At 51.5% G+C, this 21,195-nt stretch carries 15 protein-coding genes; 5 read left to right on the plus strand and 10 right to left on the minus strand.

Annotated features, from left to right (window positions below; genetic code table 11):
• Nucleotides 1–3: 3 nt before the first annotated feature.
• From E0E47_RS10280 to E0E47_RS10295, 4 genes are read left to right on the plus strand one after another with little or no spacing between them, the layout of a single operon-like run.
• A complete protein-coding gene (locus E0E47_RS10280) occupies nt 4–2,187 on the plus strand; it encodes a HEAT repeat domain-containing protein (protein WP_130893594.1) in 2,184 nt (727 codons plus the stop codon).
• A gap of 22 nt (nt 2,188–2,209) precedes the next feature.
• Nucleotides 2,210–4,384: a HEAT repeat domain-containing protein gene (locus tag E0E47_RS10285; protein ID WP_130893595.1), complete on the plus strand. Its 2,175-nt coding sequence runs from the start codon at nt 2,210–2,212 to the stop codon at nt 4,382–4,384.
• Nucleotides 4,374–5,846 (plus strand): C1 family peptidase, encoded by a 1,473-nt coding sequence (locus E0E47_RS10290; protein ID WP_130893596.1) that lies wholly within the window; start codon nt 4,374–4,376, stop codon nt 5,844–5,846. The genes E0E47_RS10285 and E0E47_RS10290 overlap by 11 nt, the downstream gene beginning before the upstream one ends.
• Nucleotides 5,847–5,863: 17 nt before the next feature.
• Complete coding sequence (locus tag E0E47_RS10295) at nt 5,864–6,232, plus strand: HmuY family protein (RefSeq protein ID WP_130893597.1); 369 nt, start codon at nt 5,864–5,866, stop codon at nt 6,230–6,232.
• A 330-nt stretch (nt 6,233–6,562) separates the two neighbouring features.
• On the opposite strand, the gene E0E47_RS10300 is transcribed toward E0E47_RS10295, so the two are convergent.
• Genes E0E47_RS10300 through E0E47_RS10330 form a run of 7 tightly spaced genes read right to left on the minus strand, consistent with a single transcriptional unit; the run spans nt 6,563 to nt 14,019 of the window.
• On the minus strand, nt 6,563–6,982 hold the full coding sequence (locus E0E47_RS10300) for an ATPase (RefSeq protein WP_008618333.1): 420 nt from the start codon (nt 6,980–6,982) through the stop codon (nt 6,563–6,565).
• A gap of 31 nt (nt 6,983–7,013) precedes the next feature.
• Nucleotides 7,014–8,861 (minus strand): V-type ATP synthase subunit I, encoded by a 1,848-nt coding sequence (locus tag E0E47_RS10305; RefSeq protein ID WP_130893598.1) that lies wholly within the window; start codon nt 8,859–8,861, stop codon nt 7,014–7,016.
• Nucleotides 8,858–9,463, minus strand: a complete 606-nt coding sequence (locus tag E0E47_RS10310) for a V-type ATP synthase subunit D (RefSeq protein WP_008626413.1) — start codon at nt 9,461–9,463, stop codon at nt 8,858–8,860. The genes E0E47_RS10305 and E0E47_RS10310 overlap by 4 nt, the downstream gene beginning before the upstream one ends.
• 11 nt (nt 9,464–9,474) lie before the next feature.
• Complete coding sequence (locus tag E0E47_RS10315; protein ID WP_008618330.1) at nt 9,475–10,794, minus strand: V-type ATP synthase subunit B; 1,320 nt, start codon at nt 10,792–10,794, stop codon at nt 9,475–9,477.
• 15 nt (nt 10,795–10,809) lie between these two features.
• Nucleotides 10,810–12,561, minus strand: a complete 1,752-nt coding sequence (locus E0E47_RS10320; protein ID WP_008626414.1) for a V-type ATP synthase subunit A — start codon at nt 12,559–12,561, stop codon at nt 10,810–10,812.
• Between the two features lie 17 nt (nt 12,562–12,578).
• A complete protein-coding gene (locus E0E47_RS10325; RefSeq protein ID WP_008626415.1) occupies nt 12,579–13,421 on the minus strand; it encodes a DUF2764 family protein in 843 nt (280 codons plus the stop codon).
• A gap of 10 nt (nt 13,422–13,431) precedes the next feature.
• Complete coding sequence (locus tag E0E47_RS10330; RefSeq protein WP_130893599.1) at nt 13,432–14,019, minus strand: V-type ATP synthase subunit E family protein; 588 nt, start codon at nt 14,017–14,019, stop codon at nt 13,432–13,434.
• A gap of 263 nt (nt 14,020–14,282) precedes the next feature.
• On the opposite strand from E0E47_RS10330, the gene E0E47_RS10335 reads away from it, so the two are divergent.
• Nucleotides 14,283–15,758 carry a lipopolysaccharide biosynthesis protein gene (locus E0E47_RS10335; RefSeq protein WP_130893600.1) on the plus strand — a complete coding sequence of 492 codons (1,476 nt, stop codon included), beginning with the start codon at nt 14,283–14,285 and terminating at the stop codon, nt 15,756–15,758.
• Nucleotides 15,759–15,789: 31 nt separating this feature from the next.
• Here the strand turns inward: E0E47_RS10335 and E0E47_RS10340 are convergent, their stop codons facing one another.
• The 3 genes from E0E47_RS10340 to E0E47_RS10350 are packed head-to-tail and all read right to left on the minus strand — an operon-like array spanning nt 15,790 to nt 21,176.
• Nucleotides 15,790–18,204, minus strand: coding sequence for a leucine-rich repeat protein (locus E0E47_RS10340; RefSeq protein WP_130893601.1), 2,415 nt, complete (start codon nt 18,202–18,204; stop codon nt 15,790–15,792).
• Between the two features lie 37 nt (nt 18,205–18,241).
• Entirely contained in the window at nt 18,242–19,747 is a 1,506-nt protein-coding gene (locus tag E0E47_RS10345) for a T9SS type A sorting domain-containing protein (protein ID WP_008626424.1), read from the minus strand.
• A gap of 31 nt (nt 19,748–19,778) precedes the next feature.
• Nucleotides 19,779–21,176, minus strand: coding sequence for a T9SS type A sorting domain-containing protein (locus E0E47_RS10350; RefSeq protein WP_008626426.1), 1,398 nt, complete (start codon nt 21,174–21,176; stop codon nt 19,779–19,781).
• Nucleotides 21,177–21,195 lie beyond the last annotated feature (19 nt).

Below are 21,195 nucleotides of genomic sequence, written 5' to 3' on the forward strand. Positions count from 1 at the left end.
TTTATGAGAAAAAGAAACATCTACTCTATTATCAGCCTGTGGTGCGTGCTATTCTTTTGCCCTACACTGCACGCCGAACGAAAAGGCTTTGCCGTCGTCATCGACTCCATCAGCTACCAACAGGCTCAACACGAACTGGCTGAATACATCCGGGCATTGGAATCCAAACAACATTTCAAAGTCTATACCGTAATCGACCGGTGGGGAATACCGGATTCTATCCGTGCTACTCTCAAAGGTCTGCACGCCCGGCCTCACGAAGCCATCATAGGCACCGTTTTTATCGGTGACATCCCCATTCCTATGATTCGCGACGCACAGCATCTTTGCAGTGCGTTCAAGATGAGCCAGAAAATGCCTTGGCAAGAATCCTCTGTCCCGTCAGACCGTTATTATGACGACTTCTCGTTGCAATTCGACTTTCTGAAACGCGACAGTATAGCCCCATATTATTACTATTCATTATCGGCACGGGGAAGTCAGCAAGTACACCCCGATTTGTTTTCCGGACGCATCCGTCCCACCGACGGCGATATACCCGGTTCACGTTACACCAAGCTCAAAGCTTACTTGCAGAAAGCAACGGAAGCAAAATTGCATCCCGAACGTATGATGTCCGTCTTTGTCTATACAGGCAGCGGCAGCCTGTCAGAATCCAAAACGGCCCATATCGACGAAATGGCTTCCATGCATGCCCACTTCCCTTCGCTCGCACACCGTCCCAATGCCTACCGCTACATGGACTATTCCGACGAAAAACTCATCAAACAAAAATTGATGAACGCGCTCATGTCGCCGGACCTGAGCGTGGCTTTCATGCACCATCATGGAGATTACGACACACAGTACCTCAGTGCTTGGCCCCAACCCTCAACTGCGGAAGAAGCACGCGAGTACTTGCTGCATTGTTACCGCGCCTCCCTGAGCCGTGCCCGGCATTTCGGATATGATACGGACAGTATCAGACGAAACTTACAAAGCCGGGACCAGTTACCCGACGCTTGGATGGCAGAGTTGGACGACAGCACTTTGGCAAAGGACGATTCTTTGGAAAGCGCCATGACCCACATTGTGCTGTCTGATTTCGCCCGCTACGCTTTCCGGCCGAATTGCAGAGTAGCCTTCTGGGACGCCTGTTACAACGGTTCCTGGCATCGTGAGAGCTGCATTGCCAACGAATACATATTCCAACCGGGAAAGACAATCTGCGGACTGGGAGGCTCTGTCAACGTACTTCAGGACAAGTGGCCGGACCGCTTTGCCGGCCTGTTGGAACAGGGTGTTATGATCGGATTCCTGAACCAACTCAATCCCGATTTGGAAATGCACGTGGTAGGCGACCCCACTTTTGCATTCCTTCCGGAACAAGATCACTCTCTTAATGACCTCATCAGTTCCGGTAAGCCGAAAGATTGGAAAAGGTTGCTCCGCCACAGTCTCCATCCGGATATACAGGCATTGGCCTTGCACCAATTGCAAGAAAGCAAGGAAGTTTCCGACCCACACCTGTTGAAATATCTAAAAACGTCACCCTACGGAAGTGTCCGCCTGGAAGCGTTCTTGCTCCTCCAACAACGGCATTCCGACTACTTTGTCTCTGCCATTGAAAACGCGGCATACGACAATTTCGAATTGCTGCAGCGTTTTGCAGTCAATGCGCTTATCAAAAACGGTAATCCCCGTCTGGCAAATACGCTGGCCGGGAAACTCTGCGACGTAAATACATCGGCGCGAGTGGCATTCAATGCCCTGCAAGGCGCACAGTTCTTTTCCCGACAGGACCTGCTCCCCGCCGTAGAAGACAAGCTCCGGCAAATGGCTCCCTACGTGGTCCAACCCGGAACTTATGCCGAAAAAGTATTGAAAAACGCCGGAAACTATGCCGGAAGATGGGACGAAGAGATTGAAAAGCTGTGTAAAGGGGAAATGTCCCGCAAACGTGCTTTGGCACAAATCAACTTCATGCGAATCTATTGCCCGCTTTACCGCTTGCCCCAAGTAGCCGGTTATGCCGCCACGCTAAAAGACGACGAACTGCTGTTACCGTTACTCGAGGCTTTGGGATGGCACCGCCAGGCCTATACTTCGGCACAGGTACTCTCCGTAGTGGAAAAACTCATGAAAGACCCTTCCCACTCGGAACAAGTGCGCCAAGAAGCTCTGAAAACCTACAAACGATTAAAATAACCCTCATAGAACAAGGAACATCATGAAAAAATTATTATTATCCGTCCTTACTTGCCTGGCTTTTACGGTTCAAACTGCGGCACGTAACGGATTTGCCATCGTCATAGACTCGGTAAGTTATCAGGAAGCACGGCCTGAAGTGGACGCTTATGCCCGCGCCATAGAACGCCTGCATGGCCTTAAAGTGTACACGGTCATCGACCGGTGGCAGGTGCCCGACTCCATCCGTGCCACCCTGAAACATTTGCACGAACAGAAATCCGATCCTATCGTAGGGACTGTTTTCGTGGGCGACATCCCCATCGTCATGGTTCGCGACGCACAGCACCTGACCAGTGCCTTCAAGATGAACCAAAAAAGTGACCGCCGCGAGTCGTCTGTCCCTTCAGACCGGTTCTACGACGACTTCGGCCTGCAATTCAAGTTTCAGGGGAAGGATGAGGAGAAACCCTATTTTTATTATTCCCTCACTCCCCAAAGCAGCCAGAAAGTCTATCCGGACTTGTACAGCGGACGCATCCGGCCTACCGACACGCCCGAAAGCTCCCGCTACCAGAAGCTCAGGGAATATCTGACCAAGGCTGTAAGGGAGAAAGAAAGACAACGGGCGCTCGAACAACTGTTTTTCTTCAGCGGCCACGGGTATATCTCCGAATCCAAAACCGCCCGCATGGACGAGAAAGCGGCTTATTTCGAACATTTCCCCTCACTGGCCGGACGCACCAACCGCATCAGCTATATGGACCACACCGACCACAATCCGGTAAAAGAACATCTGATGAACGAAATGATGCGTACCGACCTGGACTTGGCCATCTTGCACCACCACGGATATTTCGACACGGAATACCTGAACGGTACGGCTCCCATCCGCACGGTGCGCGAGGCTAAGGAGTTTATCATCCGCAACGTGAGGATGCACGTGGAGGAGGCCCGCGAAAGAGGACGTAATCACGACTCCTTGCGCGTGGTACTGGAGAAACGTTTCGACCTGCCGTCCACCTGGCTCGGCGACAACCCGCTAGCCGACAGCCTTCGCATCGCCGACTCTACCCTCGTAGCTAACGAAGACCTGCATCTGGAGGATTTCAAGATATTCGGCTACCGCCCCAATGTACCGGTCGTAGTGATTGATGCCTGTTTCTGCGGCTCCTTCCACCAGGATGACTGCATAGCGAACGAATACATCTTCCAGCCGGGCTCTACGGTGGCTGTCATAGCCAATACGGTCAATGCCTTGCAAGACAAATGGTACGACCGTTTCATCGGACTGACAGCCCAAGGCGGTTGCGTAGGAGACGTTGTACGCTTTTCCAATCTCCTGGAGTCCCATGTCATCGGTGATCCCACGTTCCGCTTTGCCCCCGTGCCCGGAAGTGTGAATGTGGACGGCCTGCTGTTGCAAAATAAGGCTTCTTCTTGGAAAAGGCTGTTGAAAAGCCCTTTGCCGGACGTGCAGTCATTGGCCATCGAACAGTTGAGAAAAGCCGGTGCGCTCTCATCGGCCGACCTGCTCCGCATCTATCGTGAATCCCCTTACGGCGTAGTCCGCTTAGAAGCACTGATGGCCCTCTCTGCCACCCCCGACGACCATTTCATCACAGCCGTGACGGAAGCCTCGCAGGATGCCTACGAACTGGCACAACGCCAGGCGATACGCTTCATCGCCAAAAGCGGTGACCGACGCCTTATTCCGGCCCTCATCCGGCTGTCTATCGCCAATAACACCAGCGACCGTTGCAACTTTAATGTCATGACGGCTCTCGCCTGCTTCCCCAAAGAAGACCTACTCGCCGAATTCGACCGGCAGTTCGATGCGCCATCCGTACAATACCTCGACAAACAAAACCTGCGCGGTAAAATCAGAAATACCATAGCCCACAGTGCCGACCGGCTGACCACCGACATCGACAAGGCGATGAAAGGCGAAGCCTCAAAAAAAGAACGGACCTTCACCATCCGCGCCCTGCGCAACACCTTGCCGCACCACAAAGTTCCGGAGTTGTTGGCTTACCTGCAGGCCTGCGGAGACGGGGACACTCAAATCCTGCTGCTCGAAGCCTTAGGATGGCACACCGTTTCCTGCCATGCCACCGACATCGCGGCGACAGCCTTGAAAATGAGCGAAGACGCATCGCTCCCCGATGCCGTCCGACAGGAAGCCCTGAAAACTTACCGCCGCATCCATGAAAAGTAAGCCCGTACTGCTCTTATGCATAACCTTGCACCTATGCGCCCAAGGCGCATGGGCGCAAATCCCCATCGGAAGCGACATGCGCCTGCCGCGCACACCTTTCCGCCTGCAAAGCCGGGCAGAAATACAGTTACCGCCTGCGGTGGACAATTCCACACGGAAATTCTTTCCGCCCATATTGGACCAGAAGGGCGGTTCCTGCGCCCAGGCTTCCGGCATCGGTTACATGTTCACTTACGAGGTCAACCGCCTACTCGACCGCGACGCACATGCTTCTGCCGACCATCGTTTCAGCTATCAGTTTTCGTGGAACCTGCTCAACGACGGACAGGACCAGGGCGACTTTGTAGACCAGGGCCTCTACCTGTCTGAGCGTTACGGCATCATGACCGAACAGGACTACGGCACCTCTGGCACCTACCAATTCAAATGGGCCACGGGATATGACAAATACTACAAGGCCCAACAATACCGCACGCAGGAGGTACTGACGTTTGCCGACAGCATCCCCCTGATGAAACGTTGGCTCTACGATGCCGGCGACGGCAGCGCGGCGGGCGGTGTGCTCACCTTCTCGGCCATGAGCAGCGGATGGGATATCGACGATGACTACCAAGGTCCCTCGCTCACCGGCTACCGCTCCTTGCTCAAAGACCTTGCCACAGACGGGGCACACGCCCTCACCATAGCCGGATACGACGACACGGTCGTCTACACCGACGCGCAGGGGACACCGCACACGGGAGCCTTCATCGTGGTCAACTCCTGGGGCACCCATAGCCACGACCGCGGACGCTTCTATCTCCCCTACGACTTTTTCCGTGACGCCAACGTGCCCGAACAGCAACTGGGCAGCACGGTGGAAGCCATCCGCGTGCGCATCCACCGCCCACTCGTAGTCTTCCGCCTCGCGCTCGACTTCTCTTCACGCAACGACCTCTCTTTCGGTCTGGCCACGGAAAGCGACGTAGACGAACGGGGCATCATCGGCTACCACACCTGCCGGGCTTTCTACAACCAAGGGGGAGACTACCCCATGCAGGGGCAATACATGCCCGGAAACATCGAAATAGCCCTGGACCTGACCGAATACATGACGGAAGAAGGGCACGGCGACGAAACATTCTACCTCAATATCCTGCGTGGTTTCAGGGGCAAGGTGAAGGGCACGGGGCGCGTCACGGCCCTCTCCATCGTGGACTACCGTGGGGAGCAGCCCGTGGAATACCCTTACCGTGGAACCCTGCCCATGGAATTGCGTGATGGAAACAATCCATTCAGCATCTGTACCCAAAAAGACACGCCTGTTTCCGCTTCTGCCTTCCATTACACAGATGAAGTTGGCAATGTGACCGACCGTACTTACCTCCTGCGCACGGCCGAAGGCCGACAGGCCAAGATACGCTTCGCCAATCCCGACACCGACGGCCAGACCATCACCCTGCGCTACCAAACGGCAGAATAAATAAAAAATACAGAACGATGAAAAAACAACTCGCACGATTGATATTCTTCTCCTTTCTTGCGGCAGCCTGTTCCGCCGAGCAACCTCTTACCACCGGCGCAAGTACGGCAGACCACACGGTCGTCATCCCCAATGTCAAGGGGCAGTGGACTTACTTCTCTCTCAAGACGCATACCGTGGTAGGCACTTGTGCCGTGACCGACACCCTCGCCCAACAGACCTACGCAGCCCGCACAGACTGGGACATCGCCATTGCCGACGGGCGTATACGCACCAACAGCGGCACATCGGGAATCGGAGACGGAGGCATAGCCCTCTCGCCCTACGGCTATGAACAGACTGACCCGGACATGACTGTCAAAATTCAAACCGATTCCATACGGTAGAGGAATGGCGGAAAGAATGGTACTCTAAACCACTTGAAACCAACATATTGAGAATGGACAGAATTTGTGCGCCAAACGAAAAATCATTCGGCTGAGAATGAAAAATCAATCTCAGGAGAATGATTTTTCGTTTGCTGCAGATTGCAGAACCGACATCCTCAGCCGTCCATTTCTGTCAGGATTTATACATTTCAAACCAAAAGCAGACACGCATCATGCCCCAAGCATGGCTCCGAAACCGTCCCACTATCTTCGATGCTTCCCAAAACAATCAGGCCGCGCCCTTCACGAGCACGGCCTGACTGTTTTTATCAAATACTTGTTTAATCCTTACACCATCAATGCGGCCACCAAAGCCAAGATGGCATAGAATTCCGGAAGGGCTGCATAAATCATCGTATTAGTCTGCACGTCGTGTCCCTGGGCAATGCCCACGATACCGTTCGCACAAATCTGCCCCTGACGGATACCGGAAATCATACATACCAGACCGACTCCCAAACCGATGCCTAACATCAACGGTCCCTCCGTCGTGAAATCACGCCCCATGGACATCAGGAAAGCCACAAAACCATACAACCCCTGTGTGGCCGGAAGGGCAGACAAAATCATGTAACTGGAAGATTTGGAAGGATTCTTCTTCAACGCCCCTTCGGCAGCATTTCCCGCAATAGTCGTACCGTAACAACTGCCGATACCGGCCAAGGCAAACATCAAGCCCAAACCGATGTAACCTAAAATTTCATTCATAATGTTCTAAATTTTATTTGTGATTAATTGATTATTTGTTTTTTACTATGCTGAAAGGCTCGTATGCCTCTCCTTTTCCGTCGTAGCCGGAGTTCTTGAAATATTCCACAAAGGTCAGACGAAGCGGGTGCACGAAAGCACTCAGGCAAGACATGGCGATGTTCAACGTATGGCCGAACACTAAAATCAGCCCGCAACCCAACCATCCAGGAACTCCGTACAATGCGTCTCCCGCACCGTCGCGTACCATAAAGGCCAACTGATTGAACACACCGCCCAACATACCGCCGGCCAACCCGAGGGCATACAGACGGATATAGGAAAGCACGTCGCCCATCAGCCCCGTAGCCATGTTATACGTGTCCCACAATCCGGCTCCGATATTGGCAAAAACATTGCGGTGGAGGTTGTTCAGCAAATAAATGCCGATGGCCGCCACGCCGCCGATTACAAGGAAAGCCGTATTGGATACATTCTCCGAAATCACTTTCATAAAAGAAAGGCCGCCCGTACAGATGAAACCGACGACAAGCAGCAGCCATCCCCAATCAGAGAGCGACTCCTTGAAGCCGTAGCGCACCGTAGCACCGATGGCCTTCACCGTCATGGCGATGCAGATGTGCACTACGCCGATAATCAAGGCTAACAGCATTTGTTTGTCATAGCTCGTGTCGCCTATCTTACCCACGATCATGAATTGCTTCATCCACCCGGGCACATCTACGTCGAAGAGGCTCACCCCAAAGAACGTACCCAAAACGGCACCGAACACGGTGGTGGCTGCTCCCAACGTAATCACCAAGTTCATGATACCCTTCAAAGAGGAAGAAAGCTTGTGTTTCAGGAAAAATCCCAAAGCAATCAGCACCAATCCGTAACCTGCATCGCCCATGCAGAAGGCAAAGAACAACGTGAAGAACGGGGCGACCAACGGCGTGGGGTCAAACTCCGCATAGTCGGGCATGCCGTACATCTTCGTCAGCACCTCGTACATCCGTACGAATGCATTGTTCTTCAATTTAATCGGAGCATTGTCTTCCCTGCGCGCCGCACGTATCTCATAATAGACCTCCTGAGTGGAAAGGAAAGATTTCACTTCGGCTTCCTTGTCTTCCGGAATCCATCCTTGCAACACCATCAAACGGTTGTCGGCCACTTGTTCCGTGCCCAACACCACGCGGTCGAAAGCTATGGAGGTGCGCAATTCATCTTCATAACCACGAAGCCGGGCTACATAACCTTGCGCCAACCTCCCCATTTCATGTTCTATAGCGGCTATTCCTTCTTCTTTTTCACGTATCTGCTTCCGCAAATCCATCAACGAGACACAGGGCAGGCGCAACCGTTCGGCATCGAGCACCACCTCCTCGCCCACCGGCGTAAGGGTCACGAAATAGACCTTGCCCTTTTCACGGGTTACTTCAGTAGCATAATACAATGCCGCCCACTCTTCATTGAACGAACGTTCGGGGCAGACAAAGAAGCCCATGGCATAACCAATGTCCGACAAACCTTCGACACGCGCCGGGTCGAAGTCGCCCCAAGGCAACAGCGCAGCCTCATCCTTCCGCAAACGTTGGAGTTCCGCCTCTGCCTTATGCCGGGTTTCTTCCATCCTATCCAAATGCGACAAGATATCCGCCACGCCACGGTTGTCGGCCAATGGATTGTCCGGCACCGGCATAGCCTCCAGGCGGTTTATCCACTCTTTCACATGCTCCGTCCACCTGAGTTTGGCTTCCAATTCTGACGTAGGTTCCACCACACCTTCCTGTGCCGTCTGTACATGCAATACCCCCAGTTCCTGCATCCGTTTCAAGAAAGCTTCGTACTCCTTATAATAAATAAGGAAAGTAAGTTTCTTCATCTTCGTAATCATGCCTCGGCCTCCTTTCTCTTCTCCTGAAGGGTTTTTAATATTTTCTGGGAAGACTTGGACAAGTTTTCCTCATCCTCCATGAAACGTTTGATTTTCCGTAACGCATCCTCATAACCGGGTATCTGCACCTTCTCGAAAAGGTTCACCTTCTGGGTCGTCTTCTTGCGCGAATACTCCAACAGGTCGAGCTTGGCCTGCACGAATTCCTTTTCTATGGCCGTCCGCGCCAGGCCGCGCAACAAAGAAATCCCGTCATAATACCACTTGGGACTGCTGAACATACTGAACGGACGCACCTCCAGTTCCACACTGTTCAGCACCGGCACCCGCACCCCGGCTATCTTTTTTACGCCTAAATCCACGTCCTTGACTCCGACTATCGTCGGGTCAAATTCGCTCCATAATGCAAACATCGCCTCGTAAGCCTGAATCTGCGCCTCCAGGTTGCGTGCCAGTTCCGCCGCTTCCGCCTTGCACTTCTTCACCTCCATGCGCAACGCACTCTCCTTGTTCTTGATGATAGGCAGCGTGCGTACACGCATCTTGAGTTGTTTTTCAAGCTGCTGCAACGAGGTTTTGTTATATTGAAATTTAATGGCCATACGCTTCCGATTTATTTCGTCCAGAACTCATCCACCAGTTCCTTCTTGATGTTCACCTCCTCGGGTTTGAAGTACTTGGCAAACAGCCCCCAAGTCACATCGAGCATCTCCGTGGTATTCAGGTTCACGTCGATGGCCAACAGCTTGTCTGCATAATCCTTGGCAAAAGAAAGCGTACGGTTATCGTAGTCCGTCAGGTCAAATCCGTTTTCCATCTTGGTCTTGGCGTTGGCGGCATCCGCATACAGACGTACGGCCGCATTCATCACCTGCGGATGGTCTTTACGGGTTTTCTTACCGGCCACCAACTGTTTCAGACGGGACAACGAACGGAACGGGTCCACGATGACCTTGCCGATATCGCTGTCGCGACGCAAGAAAAGTTGCCCTTCGGTGATATATCCCGTGTTGTCCGGCACGGCATGCGTGATGTCGCCCCCGCTCAACGTCGTCACGGCGATAATGGTAATGGAACCGCCTGAGGGGAATTGCACGGCTTTCTCGTAAATCTTGGCCAAGTCCGAGTACAACGAACCGGGCATGGAGTCCTTCGACGGAATCTGGTCCATACGGTTGGACACTATGGCCAACGAGTCGGCGTATGAGGTCATGTCGGTGAGCAGCACCAATACCTTCTCATTCTTTTCCACAGCGAAATACTCGGCTGCCGTCAAGGCCATGTCGGGCACCAACAGACGTTCCACCGCAGGGTCCTCGGTCGTGTTCATGAAACTGACGATACGGTCGAGCGCACCGGCATTCGAGAACACGTTTTTGAAATAAAGATAGTCGTCGTTGGTCATACCCATGCCGCCCAAAATGATTTTATCGGTCTGCGCACGCAGGGCCACCATGGCCATCACCTGATTGAAAGGTTGGTCCGGGTCGGCAAAGAACGGTATCTTCTGGCCGGACACCAACGTGTTGTTCAGGTCGATACCGGCAATACCCGTCGCAATCAGTTCGGACGGCTGCTTGCGGCGCACCGGATTCACCGACGGACCGCCGATTTCCACTTCCACGCCTTCCACTTCCGGCCCCCCGTCAATGGGATTACCGTAAGCATTGAAAAAGCGACCGGCCAGTTGTTCGCTCACTTTCAGGGTCGGAGCCTTGCCCATGAACACGACTTCCGCATCCGTAGGGATACCGCCCGTACCCTCGAACACCTGCAGCGTCACTTCGTCACCGGCAATCTTCACCACCTGGGCCAACTTGCCGTCCACCATAGCCAACTCGTCGGCCCCCACGCCTGTAGCCTTCAGGGTACAAGTGGCCTTCGTAATCTGGCTTATCTTCGTATATATCTTTTGAAATGCTTTTGTTGCCATAACTTTCCTGATTAATTATTGCCTTTCCGCCACCATCTCACGAATCTGGCGTTTATAGTCTTCGAACTTCTCACTCTTGAATTCCGCGTAGTTCATCTGCTTGCACAGGTTGATGAGCTTCTTGAAATAATCCATGACTTCAAGGAAACCGTCGAACTTGTACTCGGCGCGGCAAATGTCCACCACCAGATTCAGGATGTCTTCCTGGCGTTCCATCGGTGTCACGGCATCCACCTCGTCGAAAGCGTCCTGCTGTAGGATAACATAGTCGATGACTTCCGACTTCCAGAATATCACGTGATACTCCACAGGTACGCCGTCGTCACCCAAGATATTAATCTGCTCGGCAATCTCCTTTCCTCTCAAAAGGCGTGTCTTGAGTTCGTTCACTTTCGCTGTCCATTCACCGTTAATGCGCTTCGATATATATTCTTCAAACTCGGGATATTCGATATACTTGGAATAAGAATCTATCGGGTTCACGGCCGGATAACGTTTCTTGTCCGCACGGTCCTGCTCCAACGCATAGAAGCAACGCGCCACCTTCTTTGTGTTTTCCGTCACGGGTTCCTTCAAGTTACCGCCGGCCGGCGAAACCGTACCGATGAACGTAATGGAACCCACTTCGCCGTTGTTCAAGTACACATAACCTGCACGACCGTAGAAGTTGGAAATGATGGCGGACAAATCCATCGGGAAAGCATCCGGACCCGGCAGTTCCTCCATACGGTTGGACATCTCGCGCAAAGCCTGCGCCCAACGTGAAGTGGAATCGGCCATCAAGAGGACGCGCAATCCCATGGAACGATAGAACTCGGCAATCGTCATGGCCGTGTATACCGATGCCTCACGGGCAGCCACAGGCATGTTGGACGTGTTGGCGATAATGATGGTACGCTCCATCAACTTGCGTCCCGTGTGCGGGTCCACCAGTTCGGGAAACTCCGTAAAGATTTCCACCACCTCGTTGGCACGCTCCCCGCAGGCGGCAATGATAACGATATCGGCCTCGGCCTGCTTGGAGATGGCGTGTTGGAGCACCGTCTTTCCCGTACCGAACGGCCCCGGAATAAATCCCGTGCCCCCCTCTACAATCGGATTCATCGTATCAATGGTACGTACGCCCGTCTCCAATAATTTAAACGGACGCGGCTTTTCCTTATAATTGGTCATGGCCACTTTCACCGGCCATTTCTGCACCATGGTCACGGCAATGTCCTCACCGTCCTCTCCCGTCAACACGGCTATCGTGTCTTCGCACAAATAGTCGCCCTCCGGAACAATGCTTTTCACCGTAGCCGCGCCCTCCATGGCTATCGGTGCCATGATTTTCAGGGGTTGGTAGTTTTCCTCCACCTCTCCCAACCAGGCTGAAGCCTCTACTTTGTCACCGGGTTTCGCAATGGGCTTGAAATGCCACTTTTTGTCTTTATCCAACGGATAAGTGTACTGCCCGCGACGCAAGAACACACCTTCCATCTTGTCCAAGTCGTTCTGCAAACCGTCGTAGTTCTTGGAAAGCATCCCCGGCCCCAACGTCACTTCGAGCATGTGCCCGGTAAATTCAGCCTCAGCCCCGACTTTCATGCCCCGGGTGCTTTCAAACACCTGCACGTATGCATTCCGACCGACCACCTTAATCACTTCGGCCATCAGGCGGTCTCCGCCTGTCGTGATGTAGCAGATCTCATTCTGTGCCACCGGGCCGTCCACTTGAATGGTCACGATATTGGAGATGACTCCAATCACTGTACCTCTTGTTGCCATATCATTATTTTCGTTTTTTATTTCTTAAATTCTTGGGGGATCTCGACTTCGTCCTTCAGCTGTTCCACTAAACTGCGGAACACTTTCCCGCCGCGTTCCTTATCGATATGTGTCCATCGCTCTATGATGTCCAACTTGATGAGAAAGGCAAAGAGGCGTTCCACTGAAAAATAACAGAAGAAAGTACGGTTTTCCAACCATTCCCATTTCAACAAATCCAATTTACGTTCCTTCTCCACCGGGTCGGACATCTCATGGATACGTATCACGTCGTCCATATAATCCAGTTCCGTACCCAACCCGAAATCCCGTGCTCCCGAAACAGCCAAAGCCTTCGTCACCGCATCGTCGCCCACCAGATAGGAAACCGGATTGAATCCGTACTTCCGGGCCGTAAGGGCTATCAGGATATTGTTCACATTCCGGTTGAATGCGAACCAATCTTTTGTAAAACGATTCTTGAACGTGCCCGCATAACGGTAATATGCCGCCGAAAGGACATCTTCCGGCAAGCGTTCCTGCACTTCTTTCAAGGTAGCATACTCTGCCATGAACTCGTAAAAATAAGCAGGCAACACACGGCCTTGCTCATCGCCGGCCTTCACCTTCTCCATGGCTTCGGGCCACGCTTCACGCGGAAACATCGCCCGTTCGTCAAACGCCGCCCCGTCTCCTTCTGCCAACCATGCCAACAAGTTGCGATGGTCGTAACGCAAGAAAAACAAAGCCACTAGCTTCTTATCTGTCTCGGAAAGTTGCGGCCAATAGTCCTCTTTGAAGTCTGCCACCGTAAAATTCAGTTTGGCATCATCGGGGGACACGTCGGGCATACTTGCCACTAAACCATAATAATTCTTCATGCAGATGGATTTAGAAGAGCATTTCTATCAATTTCGGACGGAGGAAATCCTTGAAATAAGCTGCAAATTCCTCTTCGCCGAAATTCACCTTATAAGAACCGTCGGACGGAGAAACCGAAAACGCAGCCGCCTTTCCGTTCACTTTCTCTATCTTCACCCCTTTATCCAACAAGTCTTTCGCGTGGGCACGGAAATAAGCGGTAAGCCCGTCGGCATCCGAAGCTGAAATCACCATGTCTCCGCCTGCGGCCCAACTTTTGGCTACAGCCACCATGAAATTCCCCATGAAATCCTTATTGCCGGTAAGTTCCCTCACCGCATCTTTTACCAATTTGTCGGAAACGACATTCACAATCTCCGATTTCAATGCACTCAAAGCCTGTCCCGCATACAGTTTCAATTCTGATTTCGTATTGGCCTCCAGTTCCTGAGCCTGCTTACGCGCCTTATCCACGATTTCATCCGCCTCCTTTCGTGCGTCCGCCACCAACTTATCGGCTTCCGCCTTTGCTTTTTCCACTAAGCGCATGCCCTCGGCATTCCCTTTTTCCACCCCTTCGCGATAAAGTTTATCGGTCAATTCTTGAATCTTTTCCATTGTATTTTCGGTTTATCTATTCGCCATTTTTCATTTTGTGCACTAAAAGTAGGCATATTTTCCCGTATGGCAAAGCCCAAAGAAAGAACATTTTCATCTATTTAAGGAAAACATGCTGAATAGCATAAAAATACAGAGAAAAAAGACAATGGCGTTAAATATTCTCTACCTTTTTTGAAAGATTATGCAAATAAAGCCTTATCTTAGCTGTCTCAAATTCCACGAATCCGTATATAAACCCAGATAACCTCCGACCAACCGTCATGGCAGAAAAGACACTAAAAGAAAAGACTGCAAAAGGCCTGATGTGGGGCACCATCAGCAGTGGGGCACAATTGGTGTTGGGCACCTTGTTCGGCATCTTCCTTGCCCGCATCCTCTCACCATCGGATTATGGCATGGTGGGTTTGCTGACCGTTTTCTCACAAATCGCCTCCATATTGCAAGACAGCGGTTTCCGAACCGCTTTAGCCAACCGCAGGCAAATCGTACATGAAGACTACAACGCCGTATTCTGGTTCAACGTGGCAACCGCTTGTGCCATGTACTTGTTGCTCTTCTTTCTGGCCCCGCTGATTACGGAATTTTACCAACAATCGGATGCTGCTGCCCATCAGGACTTGTCCGAACTGACCCCGTTGGCACGTTTCTCCTTTTTAGGTTTCGTGATGGCCAGCTTGGGCACGGCGCACTACGCCTACCTGTTCCGCACGTTGCAGGTCAAGCAAAAGGCCATCATCACCGTGATTAGCCTCACCACATCCGGCGCCATCGGCCTTACGATGGCTTTAAAAGGATACGCCTATTGGGGATTGGCAGCCCAAGGCATAGCTTTCACCACCTGCAACACCATTCTTTTCTGGTATTTCTCGAAATGGCGCCCCACCCTGCCGGTATCTTTCCGTCCCTTAAAAGAAATGTTCGGTTTCAGCAGCAAGCTGTTGGCCAACGACATTTGCAGCAATATCAACGGCAACATCCTGTCCGTCATGTTAGGACGTTTCTATGCCGTACACGATGTCGGACTTTATAACCAAGCCAACAAATGGACGGGCATGGTGAGTTCCATGGTAATCGGCACCCTAAAAGACGTAGCCCAACCCGTATTGCGCGATGTGGAAACGGAACGCGAACGCCATAAGCGGGTATTCCGCAAAATGCTACGTTTCAACGCTTTTTTGATTTTCCCGTCCCTCTTTGGAATGGCATTGATTTCGCGCGAACTAATCCTGATTACCGTCACAGAGAAATGGTTGGACTGCGTCCCCATCATGCAGATTCTGTGCATCGGGGCATTCACGGGACCGATACAATACTTGTGCGCCAACCTGGTCATCACCAAAGAACGTTCGGACTTGGTGCTATGGAACACCATCGGCACAGGCATCGCGCAGATTGGAGCCATATTCTTTTCTTACCCTTACGGCATCCAAACCATGGTGTGCGTGTACACTGCCATCAATATCGCCTGGCTCACCGTATGGTTCTATTTCGTCCGGCGCGAAATCGGCCTGCGCCTGTGGGAAGCCGTCCTCGACCTGTTTCCATACGCCGCAATGGCCGCGTTGGCAATGGCCGTGACCGCCTTTATCACTTCACCGATAGAAAACGCCTACTTGCTGTTAGGAACAAAAGTCTTCACAGCCGCCCTGCTTTATGGAGGACTGATGTGGCTTAGCGGTTCGGTCACGTTCAAGGAATGTATGAGCTACTTATTGAATAAAAAAAGAGCCAGATAAATCCGGCTCTTTCTACATACGAAATATCTTCTTATTTCCTTATCATCTTCTTACCGTTCACGATGTACACACCGCGTTGCGGCAAATACGACCGCCAGTCCGTCCCGGGAGCATAAGTGCCCACGTAACGACCGTCTACGGTATAAACAGTAAGCGGCTTGGCCTTCCCGTCGGACTTCATCCCAGAAATGCCACTGGCATCATATTCTATATCGAAGTCCGACCATATCTTATGGGCCTCGAACAGTTCATGATTCAGGCCGTTCACCTTCAACGTCACCGCCTTCAAATCATCAATACCACTAAACGTATTGTTTTTAACAGCCGGTGCATCTTGCGTATCGGTATAAGCCGTATAATCAATGAGCTTCAGTCCGGTACAGTCGGCAAACGTATAATTGTCGGCTACGAAACATGCCGGAAGTATCACCTCCTGCAAAGCCGCACAACCTTCGAACGCACCGACCGTGCTGCCCAATGCCGTGCAAGCACTCAAGTCGGCTTTCTCGATAGCCGTACCCTTAAACGCACGTTCGATGTCCATAGCTCCGGCAAAAAGGCTCAAGTCGATATCCTTCAATGCTGTACACCCTTCAAAAGCCATATTCAGTTTCGTGAATTTGGCCGCTTCTTCGGCTGCAGGGAGAATCACCTCTGTCAAGGCCGTACAGTTGTTGAAGATACCATATTCCTTAATTCCCGTTCTCCATAACGATGTCCCTTCGGTCACTTGGATTTGACTCATATCCAACGTAACCAACGTCGTGTTCTGTGTGACAAAAAGTCCTCCGTTATTCCCCAAAGCAAGAGACAACAGATTGAAAGCATCGCCATCCCATTCTCCGGTCAGCGTAACCGTCACGGCTTTCTTCAAGCTCGACGGGATGTCCGAAGCGTCCACTACGAAATCCGTCACTTTGTCCGGCTCCGTATTGTAAAGGTTCAGTTCGCTCCAGTCCTCGTCGGCTGAGAACAACTTATAGGCCTCATATTTCAAAGACAGGGTCACCGCCTTCAGATCGTCAATACCCATAAAGAAAGTCTTGCTCATCTCAGGCACTTCCGTCCCCTCGAAAGCCGTCCAGTCGATGGCCTTCAGCGCGTTACAATAAGCAAAGGTATTTTTCCCCATGGGGAATTGCACCGGCAGCACCACGGAAACCAATGCTTCGCAAGATTCGAAAGCATTGTCCACCGACACCAAAACGGAAGAAGAAGACAAGTCCGCTTTCTCCAATGACATACATCCTTGGAAAGCCATCTCCAACGAAGTCAGCCCCGAGCAACCGCTCAAGTCTATACTCCTCAAAGCGGTACAATTTTGGAATGCCATAGTGAAATCCGTAAAATGGGCAGCCTCTTCCGCTGCGGGCATCACGACCTCTGCCAGTGCCTTAAAATTTCTGAATATGCCGTATCTGGAAAGCCCTTGCCAACAAAGCGACGTGCCTTCGGCCACCTGAACCGCACTCATGTCTATTTTCTGTAGCACAGCATTCTCACTGGTTCCGAACGCAGGATTGTCCATCAAGGCCAAGCACAACAGGTTGAAAGCACTGCTGTCCCATGTGCCGGTCAGCGTAAGCACGGTGGCCTTCTTCAATGAAGAGGGTATGTCGGAAGCATCCACCGTGAACTCCGTGGAAGGCTCCGGGTTCAAATCCTCCAAGTTCAACTGGCTCCAAGAAGCATCTGCCTTAAACAGCACATACTGCGGATGGTCCAGTTTTAACGTCACGCCCGAAAGCTCTACTCCGTCCCACATATCGGCATAGAAAACCGGCACTTCCTCAGCCTGGCAAGCCGTCCAATCTATCTCCTGTAAAGCCGTACATCCGGAAAAGACCTTGGAAGCAGGGACGAACACGGCAGGCAACGTCACGTGAGTCAATGCCGTACAATTTTCAAAAGCCGAACTCCAGGCACTACTTTCCACCGCTGCCGTATTCGTGCCGAAATCCACCGTAGCCAGATGTTCACAACCATAAAAAGCATTATTGAACGTCTCCACATTCACACAGCCCGTAAGGTCCACTTTTTCCAACGCGCCGCAGTTCGCAAAAGCTTTCTCGAAAGACGTAAAATGAGCGGCTTCTTCAGCCACAGGCATCACCACCTCTTTCAAAGCCTTGCAACCGCTGAACACGCCATTGGAAGTAAAACCGGCACTCACATACAATGAGGTCCCGTCCGCAATAAACGCTTCACTGAGGTCAACCTTGGCCAATACGGTATTGGAGGCACCGATACCGTTCGTGCCCAAAGCCATCTTCAATTCCGAAAAATTCGAAGTTTCCCACGTACCCGTCAATTTCACAGCCTCCGCATCCCTTAACGAAGAGGGAATTTCGTCAGCCGGTACAATACGGGTATCTTGTGCGCCAAGTTGCAGCGCACAAGATACCATCAGCATAAAGGAAAATATTCCCCTATATAATCTTTTCATGGCCTTTTCATTTTAAAGTCAAAGACTTCCTAAGATTTTATTTCACCATGAATTTGTAAGTCACAGTTGCCCCGTCTATCATAAAACGTGCCACATGGACTCCGGCAGACAAGGCAGACACGTTCCAAGAAGAAGACGAAGCCGGAAGAATCATCACTGCGGTACCGTTCATGTCATATACCGTAGCAGAAGTCAGACGACCCGAAGTCCGTAAGGTCAGAAACTCCCCGTCAAAAGCCACAACTGCGTCAGCTTTGGCTTTCACATCAGCTACAGACATTTCGATTTCGTCCTGCGGACAGTTGATGACGATGGGCTTCAGTTTATAGGCCACTTGCAACTGGTCATTCGGGGTTTCATCGCCCAATTGTCCTCCACGGTTGCATCCCCAACCCCAAATATCTCCGTCCGTCGTCAGCATTACCGTATAATTCTGTCCACTTGACATTCCCGCAAATTTCAGACTGGATTTCAAAGAAGGATGAACCGGAACTTTTGCGAAAGGAATGTCCTTGTTTCCGTTGCCCAAACCTTTTCCATCACCCAATGCGCCGTCTGTATTTGAACCCAACATCCAGACTTTCTCGATAACACCGTCCGTTCCTGTGGCCACGCTCAACGTATTCTCACAACCGGATATGGTAAGAACCTTACCTTCAATGGACGTTACATGCGTAGGTGCCGTTATCTGCGGCACCGTCACCACCTCCACCGGATTACCTTCCGCTGTAGTCTCTTCTTCCGTCGGAGTATTGAATCCTAATAAATTATTGGCATTATCTCCCCAAGCCCACAACGTACCATCTTTCTTTACGGCATAGGCACGGAAATCTATCACAACAACTTGCTCCCAGTCTGTCTCGCTACCCAAACGGACCGGTGACAGTTGTTTACCTTCATGACCGAATAATTCACTATACATATTGAATCCCCAGCCCCACAATGAGCCATCGGTCTTCAAAGCCAATACGGATGAACAACCGGCAGCAACCTGTTTCCAGTCCATATCAGCCCCCACTTGCACCGGTGCCGTCTGTGCCTGTATATTGCCAATGCCCAGTTGCCCGGCCGAATTTTCACCCCACGCCCATAACGTACCATTCGTTTTGATAGCAAAACCACTATACCCCCAAAAACGAGAACAAGCCATATCGGCCCAATCGTTATCCGTGCCGATACGTGTCAAGACTTTATGGTCGATACCATCGTTTGTCCCCTGCACGCCGCTCTCATGAGTTCCAGCCGCCCACAAAGAACCATCTTCAGCCAAAAAGAAGCCGTATGCTTTCCCGCCAACGGCCTTTTTCCATACGCGGTTTCCATCTGCCAACGTCGGAGTGGCCGTACGTTCCGATACGCCATTTCCGCCCTGCCCCTTCTCGTTCCATCCCCAGGACCATAACGACCCGTCGGAACGGATAGCGTATGTCGTCGCATCACCTGCCGTTACAAACTTCCACGTATAATCCTCGGCATTTACCGCCGCCGTTCCGGCGAACAATGCACAAGCGGCAATCGCCCACATTTTAGTAAACTTTTTCATTTTCTCTCCAATTTAATATTAAACATAAACATTACTCGTTACACAACAATTTGGCTGCACCGGATACTTTACCGCCTTTCATAAAACGTACCAGATAGATACCTTTGGCCAAATGGGCACGCACATCGGCTTGTCCGCCGTCCAACGCAGCGTTCACGACTTTCTCTCCTCCTACATTGTACACCACGGCTTGTTCCGCACCTTCCGAACTGAGCGACAAGACACCGTCCTTATATTGGGCGTGTGCCGGTTGCAAAGCTTCCACGCCTTGAATGCCCACACCTTCTTCCGTATGGGTGTCTATCACCGGACAAATCATGAAAGACTCGCCAAGCTGACCGCCGTAATAATTAATCGGACGAAGGTAATCATCCTCACCTTTCAAGCGGCAGTATGAATTGTGTGCCAACAGGTTACCGGCCATAGACTCATCCATCTCCACCGGCTTCACATCAATGTACAAGCGGAAATTTTCTTTGGACGGATCCGTTCCGAACCCTTCTATCGTCACCAAGAAGAAAGGCTTATCGGAAATCTTCAACGGTTCGGACAATTTGAATTCAGCCACGGCGGCCTTTTTCAGTTTCGTATCCGTTGTCTCTTTGATATCATCCATAGATAACGTAACGGCCTCCAAAGGCAAGCCCATCAACTGAATGCTGTTTTCTCCCGTCAATGGATACCAGATTTGCATCAGCAATTCCGCCCCCTCCTCATGTTTGGGCACTTCCGGCAGATAAGCCCGTACGCTGGTAATGGAAGCTTCAGGATGGGCAATCATGAACAAATTACCATACCCCACCAGATTCAAGCTGTTGGTTCCTCCTAAATATCCTGTTCCTTCTTGTCCGAACGGACGTTGGCCGATTACAGCCGTCGTGGCCGGATCTTTGGCATCCGTACCCAATCGCAACATATTGGAAGTACAAATTTCTCCCTTTCCTCCGACTTTAAGTTTACCGGGTGCCGTATAAGTATAGGTCTGCCCTGCTCCGTCCTTCACCGTCATGGTCGGGAAATCGTAGATACCGGACGTATTGTAAACCGCATCGGCATCCTGTGTTTCCAACTCCGTGGCATCCGCACCGGGAATAAACCAATGATAGTCTACAGCCTGCACGGAAGAATTGTCGATATAAGACACGGTTTCCCCCATCGGTGCCCACATATAAGCATCCCGGTTAATGACCTTATTAAAGGACAGGAAGTTACAACAGGCATTGTCATCCTGACCAATCATCCCCAGATTACGCAAACCGACCGGATAGCTATACTCAGCCCCCTCGGCATCCCGCGCCAAAGCACGCTTTGCCACCGGGGCATTTTCCGGTTCTGCCACGATGGCACGGGTCTTATAATCCACTTGAGCCGAAGCCGGAACAGCCAGCATTCCAGTCAAAGCCCATAATACAAATGTTTGTTTCTTCATATTTTTACTGATAAATTAA

Source organism: Paraprevotella xylaniphila YIT 11841 (assembly GCF_900683745.1).
GTDB lineage: Bacteria > Bacteroidota > Bacteroidia > Bacteroidales > Bacteroidaceae > Paraprevotella > Paraprevotella xylaniphila.

What these genes read in the sequence shown, in the direction of transcription:
- E0E47_RS10280 (WP_130893594.1), top strand. Translation starts at nt 4, where the DNA reads ATGAGAAAAAGAAACATCTACTCTATTATCAGCCTGTGGTGCGTGCTA.
- E0E47_RS10285 (WP_130893595.1), top strand. Translation starts at nt 2,210, where the DNA reads ATGAAAAAATTATTATTATCCGTCCTTACTTGCCTGGCTTTTACGGTT.
- E0E47_RS10290 (WP_130893596.1), top strand. Translation starts at nt 4,374, where the DNA reads ATGAAAAGTAAGCCCGTACTGCTCTTATGCATAACCTTGCACCTATGC.
- E0E47_RS10295 (WP_130893597.1), top strand. Translation starts at nt 5,864, where the DNA reads ATGAAAAAACAACTCGCACGATTGATATTCTTCTCCTTTCTTGCGGCA.
- E0E47_RS10300 (WP_008618333.1), bottom strand. Translation starts at nt 6,982, where the DNA reads ATGAATGAAATTTTAGGTTACATCGGTTTGGGCTTGATGTTTGCCTTG.
- E0E47_RS10305 (WP_130893598.1), bottom strand. Translation starts at nt 8,861, where the DNA reads ATGATTACGAAGATGAAGAAACTTACTTTCCTTATTTATTATAAGGAG.
- E0E47_RS10310 (WP_008626413.1), bottom strand. Translation starts at nt 9,463, where the DNA reads ATGGCCATTAAATTTCAATATAACAAAACCTCGTTGCAGCAGCTTGAA.
- E0E47_RS10315 (WP_008618330.1), bottom strand. Translation starts at nt 10,794, where the DNA reads ATGGCAACAAAAGCATTTCAAAAGATATATACGAAGATAAGCCAGATT.
- E0E47_RS10320 (WP_008626414.1), bottom strand. Translation starts at nt 12,561, where the DNA reads ATGGCAACAAGAGGTACAGTGATTGGAGTCATCTCCAATATCGTGACC.
- E0E47_RS10325 (WP_008626415.1), bottom strand. Translation starts at nt 13,421, where the DNA reads ATGAAGAATTATTATGGTTTAGTGGCAAGTATGCCCGACGTGTCCCCC.
- E0E47_RS10330 (WP_130893599.1), bottom strand. Translation starts at nt 14,019, where the DNA reads ATGGAAAAGATTCAAGAATTGACCGATAAACTTTATCGCGAAGGGGTG.
- E0E47_RS10335 (WP_130893600.1), top strand. Translation starts at nt 14,283, where the DNA reads ATGGCAGAAAAGACACTAAAAGAAAAGACTGCAAAAGGCCTGATGTGG.
- E0E47_RS10340 (WP_130893601.1), bottom strand. Translation starts at nt 18,204, where the DNA reads ATGAAAAGATTATATAGGGGAATATTTTCCTTTATGCTGATGGTATCT.
- E0E47_RS10345 (WP_008626424.1), bottom strand. Translation starts at nt 19,747, where the DNA reads ATGAAAAAGTTTACTAAAATGTGGGCGATTGCCGCTTGTGCATTGTTC.
- E0E47_RS10350 (WP_008626426.1), bottom strand. Translation starts at nt 21,176, where the DNA reads ATGAAGAAACAAACATTTGTATTATGGGCTTTGACTGGAATGCTGGCT.